The sequence below is a fragment of the Alicyclobacillus macrosporangiidus CPP55 genome, assembly GCF_000702485.1.
Classification (GTDB): Bacteria; Bacillota; Bacilli; order Alicyclobacillales; family Alicyclobacillaceae; genus Alicyclobacillus_H; species Alicyclobacillus_H macrosporangiidus_B.
Genome location: NZ_JNIL01000001.1, coordinates 289,893 through 307,995 on the forward strand (window position 1 = coordinate 289,893; position 18,103 = coordinate 307,995).

The window sequence follows — 18,103 nt, forward strand, 5'->3', positions numbered from 1 at the left end:
TTTGGTCTGTCAGCTCGCCAAAGAAGGGTTTCCGGTCCCAGTGATTGCAAAAGCGTTAGGGCTGAACCGGACGTACTGTTACAGCTTGCTGAAGCCGCCTGTGCCAAAGCCGAAGCGGCCTCCTGTGGACAAGGACGCTCTGGTCAAACAGTGGATTCGGAAACTGTGCGAAGAATTCCCCACGTACGGATACCGGCGAATCCAAGTCATGCTGCGTCGCCGATACAACCTGCGGGTGAACCATAAGCGGGTGTATCGGCTGATGAATGAAATGGAGCTGCTGGTGAAATCTCCGAGGAAGGGCGCTTCACGAGCGAAACGGCGAGGGAAGATACCGGTCACCAGGTCCAACGAGCATTTCCAGTGCGACATGACGAAGGTGTGGTGTGGGAAAGACGGATGGGGATATCTGTTTGCCGTGATTGACGCTTATGACCGGGAGATTGTGGGGTACTCGTTTTCCCGGTTCTGCCGTACGGAGGACCTGCTGAAGGCTGTGGATATGGCGCTGAACTATCGCTTCCCGAACGGCGTTCAAGGTGCCGGTTTGACATTACGAACGGACAATGGCTGCCAGATGACGAGTCGACGGTTCATCCAAGCGATGAAGGTCTGCCAAATCAACCATGAGCGGACGGGATACAACAACCCCGATGCTGACGGATACATCGAGCGATTCTTCCGGTCGCTGAAGGAGGAGGAGGTCTGGCTGCAGGAATACAGCAGCTTTGCCGAGGCGAAAGCGGCGATTGAGTCGTACATTCGCTTTTACAACACGGACCGACCGCATTCCGCACTAGGTTATCGCTCGCCGTTGGAATTCAGAAATTGGAAAATGCAACAGGACGCAGCGTGAGACGGGTTTTATCTGAATTGAAAGTCTATCATCTCTCTCTTAAAAGCCATCCCATCTGTCTTGACAAAGTCGGGTTCAATACGGGACCTCGACGAACTATTTGGTGTCCAAAAACTCGGTAAAGATCCAGCCTTCAGCCGGTTTATCCCACAGACGTACGAGCAGATAGGATTTGCATGGAACGAATTCTTCGACGAAAAGTTCTGCCGTTTGTTCAACGGGTTGATGATCAGAGGGGACGAACAAGTGGCCTCGGTGTTCTTGGCCGTTTTTACCGACGGAACAGGTTTTGTGTCAATTCATTGAAACCGGGCAGCCCGGCGACCTGCTGTTCATGCATCATCCGCTTCACATGGAGTGTGGCGATCCGAGGGGCAAATGGGGGAGAGGATTTGTACCTATCGACCCGAACCTTCTCGGCGCCATAAAAGAGAAACGGTTGTCTGTTTACACATGTCATTTGCCCATGGACTACAGCAGACGGGTTGGAACCACCGCAGCCATGTGCGAGGCGCTCGGAGGAAAGAGACGTGACGATTTCTATTCGGACGAACATGGCTCGGTTGGTGTCCTATGCGAAATATCGGAATCGAGCACAGATCAACTTTGCGAACACCTGAGAGAGATCTTTGAGATTCCGTACGTCGACTTTGAAGGTCAGCGCCATGATCGGATCCGGACTGTGGCCGTGGTGGCAGGTTGCGGAGATGTAGTTGATCGAATGAAAGAAGCGGAAACAAAGGGGGCCCAGGCCTACATCACTGGAGAAATTCACTGTCACATTGACAACGATTACGGCCGCAAGCGGTTCGACACGATGATGGAGTATGTAAAGACGACAACAATGTCTTTGATTGGTGTTTCGCATGCAGCCTCGGAGTACCTGGTTATGAAAACACAGATGAAGAATTGGTTTGAACAAAACTACGCTCTAAACGTTAATTTGATCCCGCAGCATAAGTGGTGGCTGTAGTGTACACCTTGGTCGCCGGGACATGGTGGAGAAGACGACACACGTTGTAGGCGCTCCATCACGTTGACCACGTGTACGCTACGGCGTCTGCGCTTGATCCTTGCAAACCAGGATTGTTTTCCCAAGCTATTGGAAACGCTCGTGCGATCTCCGTGTGATTTGCTTTGGGTGTGCTGGGTTCAACAGCGAGCTCATCGAGGTGAATTCGGATGGTCTTGTTTGAGGACAATCTATTGGCAGTCCGGAACCTCAGCCCGGATGACTATCCTTTGCTGGTACGATGGCTGAACGACTCACGGATTCTACAATTCTACGAAGGCGGGCCATCTCACGCCAAAGGAATACGAACGCTGCCACACGTGAAGCATTTCAATTTTAATAACTAAACCCCGTGTCAAGGAAACTAGGGGAAGTCCACCCATTGCCGAATAAAGTATTTGGAGATCCAGATTACCGTCGTCCATGCTGGGTATGAATATGATTTGCGGCGGGATAACTCTGTTGTCTGTTTTGATTCCCACATCGCACTGCCACGTGTCTTAACAGATGAATTGTCTCGTACGCGTAATAGGTAGGGAGGTGAGTCACATGAAGAAACAAGTAGCAACAGCACTTCTTCCGTCCTTGGTTTTGGCCGGGTGTGGTCACCCCACGTTTACACCTGTTGTCGTGAACCCAGAGTTCATTGTGGTTACAAAATATGACCAAGCCCATGCAACCACCAAGTTGGTTCATGATTCCAGTACGATGAACGCCATTGTAACCGAGATCAACGCAGGCTCGCTGAACATCATGCCAAATACGGATCGTCCGACAAGTTGCCCCGCCGCGATCAACGGGGCAAACTACGACATTGTGGTCCACTATAATAAGAATAACAGTTCACGAACATTCGTTCTTATGTTCCAGGGATGTACGTTTTTGGAAGATGAGAAAGACGGAATCACAATGTATGCCGATGTACCAGATGCCCGAAATCTGTTCCAATAGCCGCTAACGCTGTTCGGTGGTGCATTTCTCACTGTTATCCGTTGATACATGGACAAGTGTCTGCCACCGCATAGTTCGTAAAAACGTTAAAGGTCACGTCCCGAATTTTAACTACCAAATGTTAGTATCGGTCCAGTCCACCGTTCGTCATTCAGGATTTGCTCCTGGTATTGACCTCCCGTATACAAACGGATCACTGACCTCCAGAATGCCCAAGCTGCTGTATTGTTGTACAACAACCGAATTTCCCATGCCCCCGGAAACATGTCGAAGACCTTCATTACGACCTGTGAACCGACGCCTTGACGCCGATACTTCCGCATTACGAAGAACTCTGCGACGGTGTTTGCGCTTTCCAACACAATACTATGGCGGTTCACCAATACAAACCCCGCAAGGTGGTCGTCCACCGCGATGAAGAATGCGTGGCGATCGGCCTCTGTCCAATAGTGGTCAAGATACTTGTACTCGAAAAGACCGTGACGACTCACGTCTTCATGAGTGAACTCGGTCAGGTCGTACAGGTATAAATGCATGAGGTTGCGTAGGACTGACTTTTCTTCTACCGGTACAGGGCGTAGTCCGATGTTCATCTGTGGCCCTCCATCAAGACGATTTAGATCTGGTGGTTCCTGTTGGAGCGTTCCGACCCAAGCACAGTGTACCAATCATCACGTTGTTGTCATTGGCGTGAGCACATGAATGCGAATGGCGGAATCCAAGGTTTCATACCCACTGCCCAATTGGCGTGGGAGAGATTACCCTGAATCCGTGACAAGCAGGTGTAAAAACTACTGAAGCACTTGTGATTTGTCGTGTAGAATCGGGATCGTTGGGATGTCCGTTCCCTTCAATCCCCCTTCACCTCAGAGGTGAACCCCCTTGCGCTTTATCATCGAAGAATCCGACGAAGTCATTGTCACACATTCTGGAATGACCCTTGTCGGTTTATTGCTGGACAAAACCACTCTCGGTGAACGCCTGAATCGGACTCGCCTGTCAGGCATGGGAAAACCAGACATTTCAAACCGTGATGTGGCGTACTCATACATCGGCCTGCTTTGTCAAGGCAAGACGGACTTTGACCACATCGAAGCCTTTCGTGATGACGAGTTTTTCACGATCGCACTACAGATGGACAGCGTGCCTTCGAGCCCAACGCTGCGCCAGCGTTTGGATATGGCCGCCGGAAAGGCCGGCTGGGAGAGTATTTTACTCGAAGAGTCCGCAAACCTCTTGAGAACCCTGAATGTTACACTGCATCCGATTGTGCTGGGTGAGTCATCGAAACGCCGGGCTTACATTCCCCTGGACCTTGACGTGAGCCCATTTGATAACTCGGGAACGAAAAAAGAAGGCGTCTCCCGCACGTACAAAGGCCACGATGGATACGCCCCAATCTTTGCTTACCTCGGCCAAGAGGGCTATGTGGTCAATGTTCAGCTGCGTGAAGGCAGTACCCATGTTCAAAAGGATACAGCGGCCTTCTTGCGCAAGAGTATTCAGTACGCAAAGCAGATTTCAGCCCTTCCGCTGCTCGTTCGCATGGATGCCGGAAATGACAGTGCAGAAAACCTTGCCGTGTGTCGTTCTCAGGACAGCAGGGCCGAGTTCATTATCAAACGGAATCTGCGAAAGGAAAGCCCCCAGGCCTGGCTCGTGACCGCCCAGCAGCACGGTGTATGCCACGAACCTCGGCCAGGCAAGAAAGTGTATCACGGTTCGCTGATGTGCCCGGTCAAGGGCCTGTCGGAACCAGTTCGGATGGTATTCGAAGTCATCGAACGGACCACCATGGCCGACGGGCAAACCCTGTTGGTCCCAGACATCGAGGTCGACGCCTACTGGACCTCACTGCCCGACGACCCAGATGTGATCATTCGTCTGTACCATGACCACGCCGTGATGGAACAGTTCCACAGCGAAATCAAGACGGATCTGGACGCTGAACGGTTACCGTCAGGCAAGTTCGCAACCAACAACCTGGTACTGCATTTTGTATGCATGGCTTACAACTTGCTGAGGGTGATTGGCCAGGAAAGCCTAAAACGCAACGATGCACCTCTGCGTAAGAAGGCAGAACGTCGTCGTATCCGGACGGTGATTCAGAACTTGATGACCTTGGCTGCGAAACTAGTCCGACATGCCAGGCAGAGCAAACTGAAGTTGGGGCATGGGAACCGATGGTTCCCTGTGTTTCGCCGTTTGTATTTGACCTTCGTATAACATGTGCCGTCTTGTGGCCTGGGAACAAAGCCTGACGATGAACAGGCCGGGGAAGTTATTCGCTTCTGCGGGAACTGGCGTTCCCTTACGGTTGAATTCGATGGAATCGCTCCACGCACCAATGCAGTCGCAGCCCGTTCGATGCAAGATAAACGCCGCATGAGTGCTCGACAGGTACCCTGTCACGGATTCAGGATTACACTAGGATGGAAAGGATCGCCACACCGGGAAGGAGAGTCTCAGTATGCCACTGTTCTTCTAAGGTTTGACTCACTGCACCGGCAATGAGGTGCGAGCCCGGCATTTTCCGCGGTGTCCGCTGCGGCCCGGTTTGAAGATATGTTGGTTTTACTTACGACAGGGGAGGGGGAGCCGTGACTTTAGAAATTCGTCCAGCCCGCATCGAAGATGCTGAGGCGATAAGTCGCCTGATGGGACAGTTGACTGGCCATGAGGTGTCTCCTCAGACGATGGAGGAGCGTATCAAACTTGTCTCGACCAGCGTCGTAGATTCCTTGTATGTTTGCCACGAGGACCAGAACGTGATAGGCGTGCTTGGATTCCGGATCCGAGAAAATTTAGAGGAGTCGAGTCGATATGGCGAGATTTCTGTGATCGTCGTCGATGAGAACGTAAGACGCAGAGGAGTCGGCCGTCTCTTGATGGAATTTGCGGAGCGTCTTGCTGTTGGAAAAGGATGTATTGGAACCTGGCTGGTTAGTGGATTTGGTCGCAAAGAGGAGGCCCATCGCTTCTATCAAGACTTAGGATATCAGATCACGGGGTATCGGTTTGTGAAGAGATTCGGTGGTCAAGATTGAGCATGCATTCACAATGCATCGCTTTCGGTTTTGGAGGAATTGCTCAGGTGGCTCATGTCGACTGTCGGGCCACTGCAGAGGAGCGACGTTATAGATGAAGATAGAATATGCGGACTTCGAGAAGTTCCCCGAGGAGCCATACGGTAAGAGTATGTGTCGGCTTCACGACCGCATTTTCACAGGACAAGATTCAAGCATCATTGTCGCAGAACTCCAGAAAAGGTCACGATGCTTCATCTCACTAGCTGTTGTAACAGCTGAAGTGGTGGGTTACAAGATTGGTTACGAAGACCGGACGGGGCGCTTTTACAGTTGGCTTGGCGGCGTCGATCCCGAATTCCGCGGTCGGGGAATTGCGTCCCAATTGATGCGAAGGCAACACGAGTGGTGCCGTAGTCACGGTTATCGGGTCATTCGCACACATACGAAGAACAAGTGGCGAGATATGTTGATTCTGAATATAAGGCATGGGTTCGACGTGGTCGGCACGTACACCGACGAGAAGGGTGAGCCGAAGATCATTCTGGAGAAACGGCTGTAACCGAATCGGCAGTCCTCGAAGGAGATCGTGGAAGCCAATGCACGGGATCGTGTCTGAAATACTTGTGGTAATTCACAGACTCCATATTGGCGGTCGCTTCATTCTGGGCATCGATGGATTGAGTCGCTCCGGCAAGACCACGCTTGCGGAGGACTTGAGCGTTGAGCTCCTGAAGGCTGGCAAGAATGTCTGCGTATTTCACATGGACGATCACATCGTGGATCGCAACAAAAGATACAACACGGGACACGAACCGTGGTACGAGTATTACGCTTTACAATGGGATGTGGAGTACCTGCGGGAAAATTTGTTTATGAAACTTCGACAGTCGCGTGAGCTCACACTCAACTTCTACGACGATGAGCTTGACCAACAGTTCACGAAAACAGTGCTGATCCCGGATCAGTGCGTCATTATCGTAGAAGGTGTATTTCTTCAGCGTTCAGCGTGGCGGGAGTTTCTCGACTATTGCGTCTACCTGGAATGCCCCAGGGAAGTCCGGTTCGCTCGTGAAAGAGCCAGTGTCCAGGCCGCCCTGGAGAAATTCAAAACTCGGTACTGGAAGGCGGAAGATCACTACTTGGAATCGGTTCGGCCTTTCGCGATTGCAGATATGGTCGTACCAGCTGGTCCGATGGAGGTACGAAAATTATGAGCGAACTAAGGCGCACTTTGTGGAGGCCAACGTGATGAAGAGAATTTGCGTGTTTGCGGGATCTAATTTGGGAAACGGTTCTTCATACCAGGTACAAGCACGCTGTCTTGGAGAGGAAATTGCCAAAAGTGGACTTGAGCTTGTTTACGGCGGTTCGAGCGTCGGACTGATGGGCGAGGTCGCAAACAAGGTACTGGAACGTGGAGGAACAGTAATCGGTGTTCTGCCAACTTCGTTATTTAGAGGAGAATTTGTTCACCCTGGCCTCACTCGGTTGATAGAAGTGAAAGACATGCACGAGAGAAAGGCAACGATGGGGAATCTGTCGGATGCCTACATTGCGCTTCCAGGCGGCTACGGCACCTTTGAAGAACTGTTTGAAGTCATCAGTTGGGCGCAGCTTGGGATTCATCAGAAGCCGATCGGGTTGCTGAATGTGGAAGGGTACTACACCCCGCTCTTGAATCTGATCGATCATGCAATTCGAGCGGGGTTTGTACAGGAGAGGCACAAAGAGGTTCTGGTGGTGGCAGAAGATGCCCCGACGCTGATTAAGAAACTACAAGAATTCGTCCCGGTTTCATTCGAGAAGAAGTGGGATCAACTTGCCGAATGATGTATAACCGAATGTGGCGGTCTAGGCAAAAGTTCTGTGCAACCGTCTCGATCCATAATCTAGTCTCCGCGGGAAGGCGAAAGCTCCGGGTCATCAACCAGTTTGCCGGATTTCGGTGGCAGCTTGGTGCGAAGCAGGGGAATCCCCGTGACCACAGACGCCATAACGATGACTAGCCCTGCACTGAAACCAATGGTTCTGACTGGAACGTGGTTTAACAAGACGCCGGTCGCCATCATGGAGGCGGCAATGGTGACGCTGGAGGTTGTGTCAAACATGGCAAACACCCTGCCGTGGACTTCCTTTGTGACCATCTGCATGATGAGTGTGGTCACCGAAGCATTCCCGACGCCGGCTCCAATTGTCGCAAGCACGAGGCAGATCGATGCCAGCCAGAGGCTCGGGGATTGGCTGACCAGGATATGACACAGCCCTTCGATGAGAAATCCGACTACGGCGGCTTGTCGCGTCCACGCTGTAAACCAGGGAATCAAAAAGCCGCTCAGGAGAAACCCGAGACCAAGTGCCCCATACATCACTCCGACGCCGGTGTTACCGCTGTGAAACACCTGATAGCCGTATACGCTCAGCAACACGTTGATGGCGCCACCGCCGATTGGCCACAGAAGCGACTGCAAAGCGATGACTTGAACGACACGAGATCGCCAGAACACGGACCAAAACGAAATTTTCCTGATCGCTTGTGTGGATGAAGGGCCAGTGCCGACTTGTGAACGACGATGGAGATGGTCGTTTGGGATCTGGATGGACCAGCACAGAAGCCCTGATACGAGAAATGAAGCCGCGTTTGTGATGAATGCCACCTGTGTGCCAAGGGCGGCGGTCACGATGCCCCCGAGAGCGGCCCCTACTGCCATGACCAACCCGCTTGTCGATTGCTCCAGCCCATTTGCTTGGGACACATGCTGCGCTTGGACAAGCTGTGGTATGACCGCAGTCCGAGCGGGGGAGAACAGGGCGGAAAAGACCACAAGTCCGAATGTCCCCGCATAAGCAATCCACACTTCGCTTGCGTCATGAATGAAGAGGAACGATAACGCCAGTATGGCCCGAGCAAAATCAGAGACGAGCAGAATCGCCTTTCGGTTGAGCCGATCCGCCAGAATGCCTCCAATAGGGCCCATGACGAGATACGGCAGTGTGCGCACGGCTAAGGTCAGTCCCACTGCAAAGCCGGAGCCGGTGAGGTGCAGGAGCAAACTGAGCAGTGCCACACTGTTGAACCAGTCACCCAGTCCGCTGATCAGACTGGCGAACAGCAGGCGCCGATATTGAGTCTCAGTCTGCATCAATAGGAGGATGTCTCTCATGAAGTTCACTCCTCCGACTCAGCTTTGTTGGGGATACGCCAGTACACCCCATTGTCCCGATCCATGAGTTGATTCCCGATGAGTTCACGACGGAGTGTGGCAAAATCCGGATGGTGACGTTTGAGAATCTCATTGACCTGTGACTCCGGATAACGCACATCCCATTCGAACTTGTCCGCCAACCATTTCAAAATGACGAGTCGCTTTTTTCGGCTTGCTGGGATCTCTTTGAGTTGATCGCCAATCAGGAAATCACGGAGTACCTTTTGCTCCCATGCGTTCCCCTCCGCCCTGGCCATGGAAGCCAAGCGTTCCGGTTGGAGGAGTCGGCTGAACTGACGGAGGGAATCCGATTGAAATCGATAGAAGTGAACGTTGCCTTCCGCCCGCATGGTGACGAGCCCGAGCTCTCGAAGCCGGCTGAGATGGTGTGAAACCGTTGGCGGCTTGAGACCGAGGTAGGCGGAGAGCTCATCGACGCTGGCTTCGTGATCGGCCAAAATGCCGAGGATGCGAAGCCGGCTCTCGTCTGCCAAGACCTTGAGAAATTGAATCAGGGCTTGGCTGTCTTCATGGGTCATGTTCAGCGTCCCTCCGTGCGCAGGACATTTGATGAACATCAATATACACGGATAACGAAATTCTATCAATATCGAAGTAGTGATGTGCTGTCCGGTGCGGTCCGCGAGGGTCATTCATGAAAGGGGCAATGGGTATGCCGATTGATTTTCATGATGAAAAGAATAAGTTATCGGGGTAGATTCTTCGATGGTCATGGTAGATGCGGCGCGGGAGCGGTCCGCCGGCATGTCCAACGTGTCATACATCGTTGGAGACGCGGCGAATACCGGTCTGAACGACGCTTCGGTGGACTTGGTGTTTGAACGCGCGTTGATTCATCACGTGAAAGACCTTGTTCCGGTCATGACCGAGGCATATCGAATTCTGGTGCCGTCGGGTCGCGTTATCATTCAGGACAGGACACCGGCTGACATTCAATTACCGGGATCGGAGGAGCATATCCGAGGATACTTCTTCGAACGATTTCCGAAACTCCTCACCACCGAACAAATGCGGCGTTGGCCGGGGGAGGAAGTGCGGAGGGCTATGGAAACCGTTGGGTTCCATAATGTCACCGAACACAGAATGTGGGAAACGAGACGAGTGTACCGGGACATGAACGAATTGGCGGAGGACTTACGGAGCCGGACAGGGCGGTCCATCTTGCACGAGCTTTCGGATGAGGAGCTCTATGACTTGATTCGGCACGTCGAAAGGATAGTGTCTCACGTGAGGGAGATTGTCGAACGGGATCGCTGGACGGTATGGATTGGGGAGCGATGAGGGAACGGATTGTACATGCGTGTGCATTTGATAGTTTGATAGGGTGAGAGTAATTCTGTAGACCTTCAGGGCAGGGTGAGGTCAGCCAGGCTGGCCAATTCCCGATCGGTGGTGATGCAGGGAGTCTGACGAGCCCACGAGCCTACAGGTTATCGAGACACCGGTTGTGGCGATAACCGAGGCAGGAACGGGTGAGAATCCCGTGCCGACGGTATAGTCCGGATGAAAGAAGGTTGCAAGCGGAGCAGGCGTCACGAGCTGGATTTCTGGGGCCGCGACGTTCTGTTCACGTACCCGATGTACCCTGAAGAGTCTCCGGAGAGGAGGCTCATTTTGCTGGCATTTGGGCACTTGGTGACTGGCGATTCCGGCGCCCTACCCATGGGACATGGATGGCTTCGAATGCCACGTGGCTCGCGCTGGCTGTTGGAATGTCCGTCGCCGCCTACACCACGTTCGATAAAATCACGCTCCGTTATATTCCGGCTGTGACGCTGAACGACGTGAGCAGCCTTGGGAATTGGATGGCCCTCTCGTGGATAGCGATTCGATCGGGTGTCATCAAAACTGAATGGGAAGCCAATTGGAAGACCATTATTCTGGGTGGCATCATTTCTCCGGGCGGATACTTACTTTTTCTGTTGGCGCTATCCATTTTGCCTTTGGCGCAGCTTGCGCCGATGAGGGAGATCGGTACGGTTTTCGGTACGTTGCTTGGCATCTTGGTTCTCAAGGAGCCGCAGGGCCGACGCAGGATCATCGCGGCGGGGATACTGACAACCGGTGTGATCTTGCTCGGACTTTTTGGATAGGGTCTCTAGCAACCAACTACCAGGTTGCATTGGGTTGGAAATGAGAGGTCACTTTCCGGGCTGGCACTTCACAGGTGAACCAGTCCGTCAAGGTGTTTCTATGTGTAGACATCAGCAATGGGAGGAATACAGCATGAGTCGTCGACTGCGTGCTGCCATCGTGGGGGCAACGGGAATGGCAGGTCAACAATTCGTTATGGCCTTGTCGCGGCATCCAAACTTCACGTGGCAGAAGCGATCGGCTCCAGGTTGTTCATGACGGAGGGGGTGATGGCTTGGAACAGGCACCGATTCTGGATCATTCCCAGATACAGATCCGTCCCTTGCGAGAGGACGAACAGCCGCCGATGGATCTGTTGCTGCTGGCGGATCCTTCGGAGTCGATTGTGAGCGGTTATGTCAAACGAGGATCTTGTTGGATTGCAGAAGCCAACCGTGCGGTCGTGGGCGTATACGTTCTTCTGGAGACGCGCCCAGAGACAGTGGAGCTGGTCAACGTTGCCGTACGAGAGGATGTGCAAGGCCGCGGGATCGGCAAGAAATTGGTGTTGCATGCTGTGGAGACCGCCCGCAAGGCTGGGTTTCGAACCATTGAACTGGGGACGGGGAATTCGAGTATCGGTCAACTGGCCCTTTACCAGAAGTGCGGATTCAGGATCATCGGTGTGGACACGGATTTCTTTGTACGGCATTATGACCATCCTATCTTTGAGAATGGGATTCAGTGCAGGGATATGATCCGGATGAGGCAAGATTTGTGACGGTTCCGTATGGGGTGAATCGGACCATGACGTGGTCCTGCTCTGCAAAGGCACGTTACCGAAACCGGGAGGCGAGAGATTGACAAGCATTCCTGAGGAATTGTCCGCGTTTCTCTGCTCCACGTTTGGCCGTGTCACTGATGTGCAAACGCTGTCCGGCGTGGCGCGCGACGGCGGCGCAATGCGCCTTCAGCTAAACGGCGGGAAGTCCGTCATCGTAAAATCCTCGCCGTTGCCGAGAGAACGCAACTTCTACGAAAGACATGCCAGCCGCATTCGAAGTGCCGGCGTCGGGTTGCCCAGCCTGTATTGGTCCGGTGCGGACGATACCGGGAGACATTGGATTGCCATTGAGGATGTGCCGAATCCGTTCCCGCGGGAGCGCTGGGTGTGCGACGCGGAGCAGATGGAGATCTTGTTCCGGCTTCACGTATCCACATGGGGAAATCGGCGGCTAAAATTGGACGAACACGCATTCAAGCCAGCTTGGGACGACGCGCTGACCGTGGAAGCGTGTGCGTGGTTTGGCGGTGGATTGGAAAGGAACGATATGGCGAGCCGGCTCCTCAAGCTACAGCGGGACGCCCAGGTGCTGTTTCAACCAACATGCTGCATATTGGCAGACCCGAACCCCACAAACTGGCGCATCCGAAATGACGGGAAACTGGTGCTGATTGACTGGGAACGGTTTTGTTACGGTCATCCAGCGATTGATTTGGCGATCACGATGCCCGGACTCGGCAGCAAGGACGGAACCATGGAGGGCAACATAGCCGAATTGTATCGGGAATGTTGGGAGAAGAACGTCGGCAGTGTGCCGCAAGAGCTGTTTGATCTGGAACGATGGATACGGGTGGCCAAACTGTGGTCGGCGGTTGAATTTCTGGCTAACGCAAGGCGGAATCCGGAATCGTATTCTGAACAGACGATGGCCCGCCTTGTAAGGGAACTGCCGGGATACGTCGACGGTCTCTCGATGGTGTAGCATGCCCTGGTTCTAAAGCGGTTGTTCACGTTGTGGGGGTTTCCGTAGCCGCCACCAGGCTGTTCAGGAAGTCGTGAATTTGGGTACGTAGCACGGGACCGTGACCGGTCGCCAGAAACTCAATCTCTTTATACGACGATAATAGCTGGAGTCCTTGGACGAAGACATCGAATCGGTATTTGTGGCGATCTTCCTGATTTTGAGACCAGGCCGTTACAAATTCACGGGTTTTGACGCGCAGGTGCGCACCGAATGTAAGGAGTCCCTCTTGAGGGAGTTTCTCGCCGAAGAAGCAGATATGATCTCCACAGAACAAGCAGTGGGTGGCGGGGTCATACAATGCGATGGAACCTTCGGTGTGGTGCCCCAATAAAGTGAAGGAGAGTCCCCGGAGTTGGCCCGTGTCGGAATCCATCGTTTGAAATTCTTCCTGCTGTTTGGCGGACAAGCGTGCCGCATCGTGGATGTGAATCCATTTCTCCGCAAGGGTGAACAAGTGGCTCGCACCGATGTGATCTTTGTGTCCATGGGTCGCAATCAACACACGAACACTTTCCGGGTCAACACCGATTTGCGACAGCGCAGCCGTGAGTTCGTGGCTTTGTTCTTCCTTGCCACAGTCAATCAAGATGAACGCCCCGGATCGTTTGATGAGATAGCAGTTGTTGTACGAGTTCCAAGAGGGATCCCAGAGCGCGATACCAAAGACGTCACCCGTGATCTTCATCACTTTGTATCCCATGTCCCCCACCTAGAAACCCAAAATGCGCTTTCCTGAATTGTACGAACTTCCCCCTCGATGATCCACCGTTCTCCGGAACAAAGTGTATCTGCCTGGCCGAGAAAGCAGCACGGGCTGCCGAACAAAGCCGGCTGGAAACGGTCTTGCATGAGAGTCAAAATCATATGAAAATCATATGAAACGAAACCTGTCAGAGGATGGATCGAGATCTGGCGGCACCCAGGTGTGGCATGGCGACATTCCTGGCTCCCGTCGCCCGCGAATAGCCCCTGAATCTGAGGAATCGAAGGGAGAGCACGCAGGGTGAACGTCGTTTACGGCGAAATATTGACCACCATCTTGATTCTCGCGGCGGTTGTATGGGATTGGGTGCAAGGCAACTTTCGTGGCATCGTCTTGCAATGCTTGGGTGCCTTGTGTGCGGGAACGGTGTTGAATGCCATCGTAAACTTACAGAGCCACCCAGATTCAGCTTCGAAAGCGCTCCTCCTGTATTTGATTCTGACGACGTTCTGTTATCACTGGGCCTATCAGCGAAGAAGAAAACCTCGGCACGAGACAGAAGGGCGTGGGAAGTGATCGCCTTCTTCCGAAGTGCGCCGATTCGCAACCGTTGCTTCAGACCTCGTTCAGGAACGGTGGACACCCCTCCCTTGGGCGAAAATGGGCGACCATCGTGGGACATTCACCTCCCCGACCGGCGGCCGGCCGTACATACAGTACAACATGCCGCACGGGAAGGGGGGATTGAGGATGTACGGTGTGTTCGGGGGCTACACCCGTTGGGCGGTTGTGTTCCTGATCATCTTCGTGCTGTTCTTCCTGTTGGTCCCCGCCTATCCGGCAGCCGTCTGACGAATGAAATGGGCAGTGTATGCACGGGAGGTGAGCGATGATGTACGATGGTGCACTCGGGGGATTCACGCGCTGGGCGATCGTGTTCCTCATCATTTTCGTGCTGTTCATGTTGTTGATCCCGCACCACTACAATGTGACGACGTGCACGACGACGCAGGTCTGTTGATGAACCGGTTGGGCGCGGGGGACAACTCCCGCGCCGTTGTCACACGGGCGAAGGGACAAGCCGTTCACCCTGCTGGCTGTGCATCGGCCGCCTGGGATGACGCATGTCGGCACATGGGGTGCAGGGGACAGGAGGTGCACGCCGGCCTCCGAACGCTACAGAAATGGTGCCCGATGGCGTCGATGAGCGCGTGATAGTTATTGTACAGGGCGACGTCGGCCGGCAGGTGGCGCATGAACCAGGCGCGCATGGGTTCATAGCCAATGCGCTCGTCGACCAGCCCGAGGCGGGAGAAAATGCGTTTGGTGTAGGCGTCGATCACGAAGGATGGTTTCCCTGCCGCATACAGGAGGATGTCGTCTGCTGTCTCCGGGCCGATCCCGTAGATGGACAGCAGCTCCTCTCGCAACGGTTCGGTGTCCTGTTCGAACATGCGCTCCAGGCTGCCGCCGTGGCGCTCGTGGACGTGGGCGGCGAACGCCTTCAATTTTTGCGCCTTCGCCCGATAGTACCGGGTGGGTACCACGCATTCGGCCACCACCTCCAACGGGGCAGCATGCAGAGCTTCCAAGCTTAGGAGACCACGCTGGCGAAGACAGCCGATGGCTTTGACGACATTGGACCAGGCGACGCTCTGCACGAGAATGGCGCCGATGACCACTTCCTCCGCCGTCTCCGCCGGCCACCATCGGCGGTCCCCGAAGGTTGCGTACATGCGGTGATAGATGTCCATTAGCACCGCTTGGACCTGTTTGACGTCATGGTCCTCTCTTGCATTTGCCCCGTGGGGACGCGTTTGGCGCATCCTTGGCCTCCTCTCTTGCTCATTCCGCGTTTCTCAAGATGGGTCCATTCTACCGCTCCGCACCTCATGGGGGAAGCGATACGCAGGACCGGATGGCGGGGCCGCCGTGAGGGGGACCTCACCACGCCACGTCCGGCAGGCAAGCCCGGAGACGGACCCGGCCGGCCTGTGGTACACTATCGGCAGTTCGTGCGTATAGATGCCTGGGCGATGGCACAGAAGGGGTGGCAATGGTTGCGAGCGCACATCGACATTGACGGCGTCACGGTCGCGTACGACATCGATGGACAGGGGCCTCCGATGCTGTTCCTGCACGGTTGGGGCGGCAGCGCGAAGAGTTTCTTGCCTGTCTATCAGACGTTCTCCCAGTGGTTCCGTGTGATCGCCATCGATTTTCCGGGCTTTGGTGAAAGCACGCAGCCGCCCACCGTGTGGGGTGTGGAGGAGTACGCGGAGTGTGTGTACAAATTCTTGAAGGCGCTTGGCATCGAAAAGACGCACGTGATCGCCCACTCATTTGGCGGCAAGGTGACCATCTGGCTGGCGGCACATCACCCGGAGGTCGTTGACAAGATCACCCTGGTCAACGCCGCCGGGGTGAAACCGAAGCGGTCACTTCAGTACTACGTAAAAGTGTACACGTTCAAGGCGTGTAAGAAGCTGTACCACTGGGGGCTGCTGGGGCCGCGCAGTGACGAGCGGCTGCAAAAGCTGTACGCGCGGTTCGGGTCGCGCGACTATCAGGAGGCAGGCGCCATGCGGAACATCATGGTGCGGGTGGTCAATCAACACCTGGACGGCCTCCTCCCGCGAATTCAGAGCCCAACGCTCCTGATCTGGGGGGAACACGACACCGCCACGCCGGTGCGAGACGGGAAGATCATGGAGCGATTGATCCCGGACGCGGGGCTGGTGGTTTTGAAGGACGCAGGACACTTCAGCTATTTGGACCAATTGGGGTCGTTCAACAAGATTGTCAAACACTTTTATCTGGGGAGTTCTTGATCATGTTTCGAACGGTCATCTGGGTGGCGGCCGTCTGCGGCTGGTGCTGGTTCCTGGCCAGGACGGCGCCGCTGGTCTATTACGCGCAACGGGAGAGTTATCAGGTGCAGGGATACATACGGCATCACCTTCGCCGCACCGGGCAGATGCCGGACCTGCTCCTGTGGGGGCTGGCGGTGGTGGACGCCATCGCCGCGGCGACGGGCTGGATGGAGGTGCTGTGGGGCACGGCAGCGCTGACCATCGCCGCCGGCATCTGGGCGGCGATGGATTGGCGGCGCGAGCGGACGAACCTGAAGCTCCCGCTGGTTTGGACGGCACGAGCGAAACGTCTCGCCACCGCGTACCTGGTGCTGGGCGCGGCCGAGGCGGTTGCTGCCGCATGGTGGGTCCCCTGGCTGGTGGGCGCCCCGGCCGCCCTCGCTGTGGTGAACGCCGCCATCGCGCTGGTCTTGACGAAACCGGTGGAAGCCGCGGTGCAGGCGCGTTACAAGCGGCGGGCCAACCAGCGGATCCGCCAACTCAAGCAGCTCAACCAGCTGCGGGTGGTGGGCATCACGGGCAGCTACGGGAAGACGAGCACCAAGTTCATCCTCGCTGCCATCCTCGGGGCCAAGTACGACGTACTGGCGACGCCGGGAAGCTACAATACCCCTATGGGGATCTGCAAGGTGGTCAACGGTGACCTGGAGGCGCACCATCAGGTGTTCATCGCCGAGATGGGCGCACGCCACAAGGGAGACATCCGTGAACTGGTTCGTTTGGTGGAGCCGGATTTCTCCATCATCACTGCTGTCGGGCCGGCGCATCTGGAGACGTTCGGATCGATAGAAGCCATCGCTCGCACCAAGTTCGATCTCGCACGGGGCACCTCCCCGGCCGGGGTGTGCGTCGTCAACGGCGACAATCCGCACTGTCTCCGGGAGGCGCGCACCTTGGAGCGGCCGGTGCTGTTCTACGGATTGCATGAAGCGGATCACTTGGCTGCCTACGCCCGCGACATCACCGTCGGGGTAAGTGGGACACAGTTCGTCCTGGTACTGCCGGGAGACGGCGAGGTGTCTTGCCGGACCCGCCTGCTCGGCCAGCACAACGTCCTCAACATCGTCGGTGCGGCGCTGCTGGCGCGGCGGATGGGACTGACCTTGGAGGAGATCGCTCTTGGGATCGAGCGGATCGAACCGGTGGAGCACCGGCTGCAGCTGATTGATCCTGGAACTGGGGTGCTCATCATCGACGACGCGTTCAACTCGAACCCGGACGGAGCCGCCGCCGCGCTGGACGTCCTGGCGCAGTTCGAAGGCCGGCGCAAGTGGGTGGTGACCCCGGGGATGGTTGAACTGGGCGGGGAGAGCGAAGCAGTGCACCGGGAGTTCGGACGGCAGATGGCGGCGGTATGCGACCACGTGGTGCTGGTCGGGCGCCTGAATCAAGCCGCCATGTTGGCGGGCCTGCGAGAGGCCGGGTTCCCGGAGGAACGGATCATGTTGGCGGCGTCCCTGGCGGAGGCGCAGGCAAGCTATCTCACGCGCCTGGCGCCCGGTGACGTGGTGCTGTTTGAAAATGACCTGCCGGACCACTTGGAGCGCGGTTGAGCGCGGGGGCCGGTGGGATCG

At 55.2% G+C, this 18,103-nt stretch carries 20 protein-coding genes, 1 pseudogene and 1 riboswitch; of the genes and pseudogenes, 16 read left to right on the forward strand and 5 right to left on the reverse strand.

Translation table 11 applies throughout. The features are described 5' to 3' along the window. The first annotated feature begins 1 nt into the window (after position 1). The 3 genes and pseudogenes from N687_RS0101540 to N687_RS0101550 all read left to right on the forward strand — a co-directional run bounded on the left by N687_RS0101540 (position 2) and on the right by N687_RS0101550 (position 2,819). Positions 2–856: an IS3 family transposase gene (locus N687_RS0101540; RefSeq protein ID WP_035462003.1), complete on the forward strand. Its 855-nt coding sequence runs from the start codon at positions 2–4 to the stop codon at positions 854–856. Between the two features lie 228 nt (positions 857–1,084). Beyond that, positions 1,085–1,829: pseudogene (locus N687_RS20565) on the forward strand (Nif3-like dinuclear metal center hexameric protein). A gap of 588 nt (positions 1,830–2,417) precedes the next feature. After that, positions 2,418–2,819, forward strand: a complete 402-nt coding sequence (locus N687_RS0101550) for a hypothetical protein (RefSeq protein WP_029420186.1) — start codon at positions 2,418–2,420, stop codon at positions 2,817–2,819. A 107-nt stretch (positions 2,820–2,926) separates the two neighbouring features. Here the strand turns inward: N687_RS0101550 and N687_RS0101555 are convergent, their stop codons facing one another. After that, positions 2,927–3,412, reverse strand: coding sequence for a GNAT family N-acetyltransferase (locus N687_RS0101555; RefSeq protein ID WP_029420187.1), 486 nt, complete (start codon positions 3,410–3,412; stop codon positions 2,927–2,929). A 289-nt stretch (positions 3,413–3,701) separates the two neighbouring features. On the opposite strand from N687_RS0101555, the gene N687_RS0101560 reads away from it, so the two are divergent. From N687_RS0101560 to N687_RS0101580, 5 genes are all read left to right on the forward strand, one after another. After that, positions 3,702–5,045, forward strand: coding sequence for an IS1380 family transposase (locus tag N687_RS0101560; protein ID WP_029419949.1), 1,344 nt, complete (start codon positions 3,702–3,704; stop codon positions 5,043–5,045). Positions 5,046–5,419: 374 nt separating this feature from the next. Continuing rightward, positions 5,420–5,866 carry a GNAT family N-acetyltransferase gene (locus tag N687_RS0101565; RefSeq protein WP_029420188.1) on the forward strand — a complete coding sequence of 149 codons (447 nt, stop codon included), beginning with the start codon at positions 5,420–5,422 and terminating at the stop codon, positions 5,864–5,866. Positions 5,867–5,960: 94 nt separating this feature from the next. Continuing rightward, a complete protein-coding gene (locus tag N687_RS0101570) occupies positions 5,961–6,407 on the forward strand; it encodes a GNAT family N-acetyltransferase (RefSeq protein WP_029420189.1) in 447 nt (148 codons plus the stop codon). A 37-nt stretch (positions 6,408–6,444) separates the two neighbouring features. Further along, complete coding sequence (locus tag N687_RS0101575; RefSeq protein WP_156040000.1) at positions 6,445–7,062, forward strand: kinase; 618 nt, start codon at positions 6,445–6,447, stop codon at positions 7,060–7,062. A 34-nt stretch (positions 7,063–7,096) separates the two neighbouring features. Continuing rightward, positions 7,097–7,678: a TIGR00730 family Rossman fold protein gene (locus tag N687_RS0101580; RefSeq protein WP_029420191.1), complete on the forward strand. Its 582-nt coding sequence runs from the start codon at positions 7,097–7,099 to the stop codon at positions 7,676–7,678. A gap of 59 nt (positions 7,679–7,737) precedes the next feature. Here N687_RS0101580 and N687_RS0101585 read toward each other — a convergent pair whose 3' ends face one another. Both N687_RS0101585 and N687_RS0101590 read right to left on the reverse strand, forming a co-directional pair. Continuing rightward, positions 7,738–9,009: an MFS transporter gene (locus N687_RS0101585; protein WP_029420192.1), complete on the reverse strand. Its 1,272-nt coding sequence runs from the start codon at positions 9,007–9,009 to the stop codon at positions 7,738–7,740. Positions 9,010–9,014: 5 nt separating this feature from the next. Further along, complete coding sequence (locus tag N687_RS0101590; protein ID WP_029420193.1) at positions 9,015–9,590, reverse strand: metalloregulator ArsR/SmtB family transcription factor; 576 nt, start codon at positions 9,588–9,590, stop codon at positions 9,015–9,017. 169 nt (positions 9,591–9,759) lie between these two features. Between N687_RS0101590 and N687_RS0101595 the strand changes: the two genes are divergently transcribed. From N687_RS0101595 to N687_RS0101610, 4 genes are all read left to right on the forward strand, one after another. Then, positions 9,760–10,353, forward strand: coding sequence for a class I SAM-dependent methyltransferase (locus tag N687_RS0101595; protein WP_269320512.1), 594 nt, complete (start codon positions 9,760–9,762; stop codon positions 10,351–10,353). A 57-nt stretch (positions 10,354–10,410) separates the two neighbouring features. Further along, positions 10,411–10,591, forward strand: a riboswitch (FMN riboswitch). A 154-nt stretch (positions 10,592–10,745) separates the two neighbouring features. Beyond that, positions 10,746–11,165, forward strand: a complete 420-nt coding sequence (locus tag N687_RS0101600; protein ID WP_051662858.1) for an EamA family transporter — start codon at positions 10,746–10,748, stop codon at positions 11,163–11,165. 308 nt (positions 11,166–11,473) lie between these two features. Next, entirely contained in the window at positions 11,474–11,926 is a 453-nt protein-coding gene (locus N687_RS0101605; protein WP_029420196.1) for a GNAT family N-acetyltransferase, read from the forward strand. A gap of 79 nt (positions 11,927–12,005) precedes the next feature. Next, the gene (locus N687_RS0101610; RefSeq protein ID WP_035462005.1) at positions 12,006–12,911 is read left to right on the forward strand and encodes a phosphotransferase; all 906 of its coding nucleotides are present in this window, start codon (positions 12,006–12,008) and stop codon (positions 12,909–12,911) included. Positions 12,912–12,936: 25 nt separating this feature from the next. Here N687_RS0101610 and N687_RS0101615 read toward each other — a convergent pair whose 3' ends face one another. Beyond that, positions 12,937–13,653: an MBL fold metallo-hydrolase gene (locus N687_RS0101615; protein WP_029420198.1), complete on the reverse strand. Its 717-nt coding sequence runs from the start codon at positions 13,651–13,653 to the stop codon at positions 12,937–12,939. A 303-nt stretch (positions 13,654–13,956) separates the two neighbouring features. Here N687_RS0101615 and N687_RS0101620 point away from each other — a divergent pair, with 303 nt between their 5' ends. Continuing rightward, positions 13,957–14,232: a hypothetical protein gene (locus N687_RS0101620; RefSeq protein WP_029420199.1), complete on the forward strand. Its 276-nt coding sequence runs from the start codon at positions 13,957–13,959 to the stop codon at positions 14,230–14,232. A gap of 316 nt (positions 14,233–14,548) precedes the next feature. Continuing rightward, on the forward strand, positions 14,549–14,677 hold the full coding sequence (locus tag N687_RS25025) for a hypothetical protein (protein WP_269320480.1): 129 nt from the start codon (positions 14,549–14,551) through the stop codon (positions 14,675–14,677). A gap of 64 nt (positions 14,678–14,741) precedes the next feature. On the opposite strand, the gene N687_RS0101635 is transcribed toward N687_RS25025, so the two are convergent. Further along, a complete protein-coding gene (locus tag N687_RS0101635) occupies positions 14,742–15,482 on the reverse strand; it encodes an endonuclease III domain-containing protein (RefSeq protein WP_051662859.1) in 741 nt (246 codons plus the stop codon). Between the two features lie 234 nt (positions 15,483–15,716). Here N687_RS0101635 and N687_RS0101640 point away from each other — a divergent pair, with 234 nt between their 5' ends. Beyond that, on the forward strand, positions 15,717–16,487 hold the full coding sequence (locus N687_RS0101640; RefSeq protein WP_231493370.1) for an alpha/beta fold hydrolase: 771 nt from the start codon (positions 15,717–15,719) through the stop codon (positions 16,485–16,487). Between the two features lie 2 nt (positions 16,488–16,489). After that, positions 16,490–18,082, forward strand: a complete 1,593-nt coding sequence (locus N687_RS0101645) for a UDP-N-acetylmuramoyl-tripeptide--D-alanyl-D-alanine ligase (protein ID WP_051662860.1) — start codon at positions 16,490–16,492, stop codon at positions 18,080–18,082. Positions 18,083–18,103 lie beyond the last annotated feature (21 nt).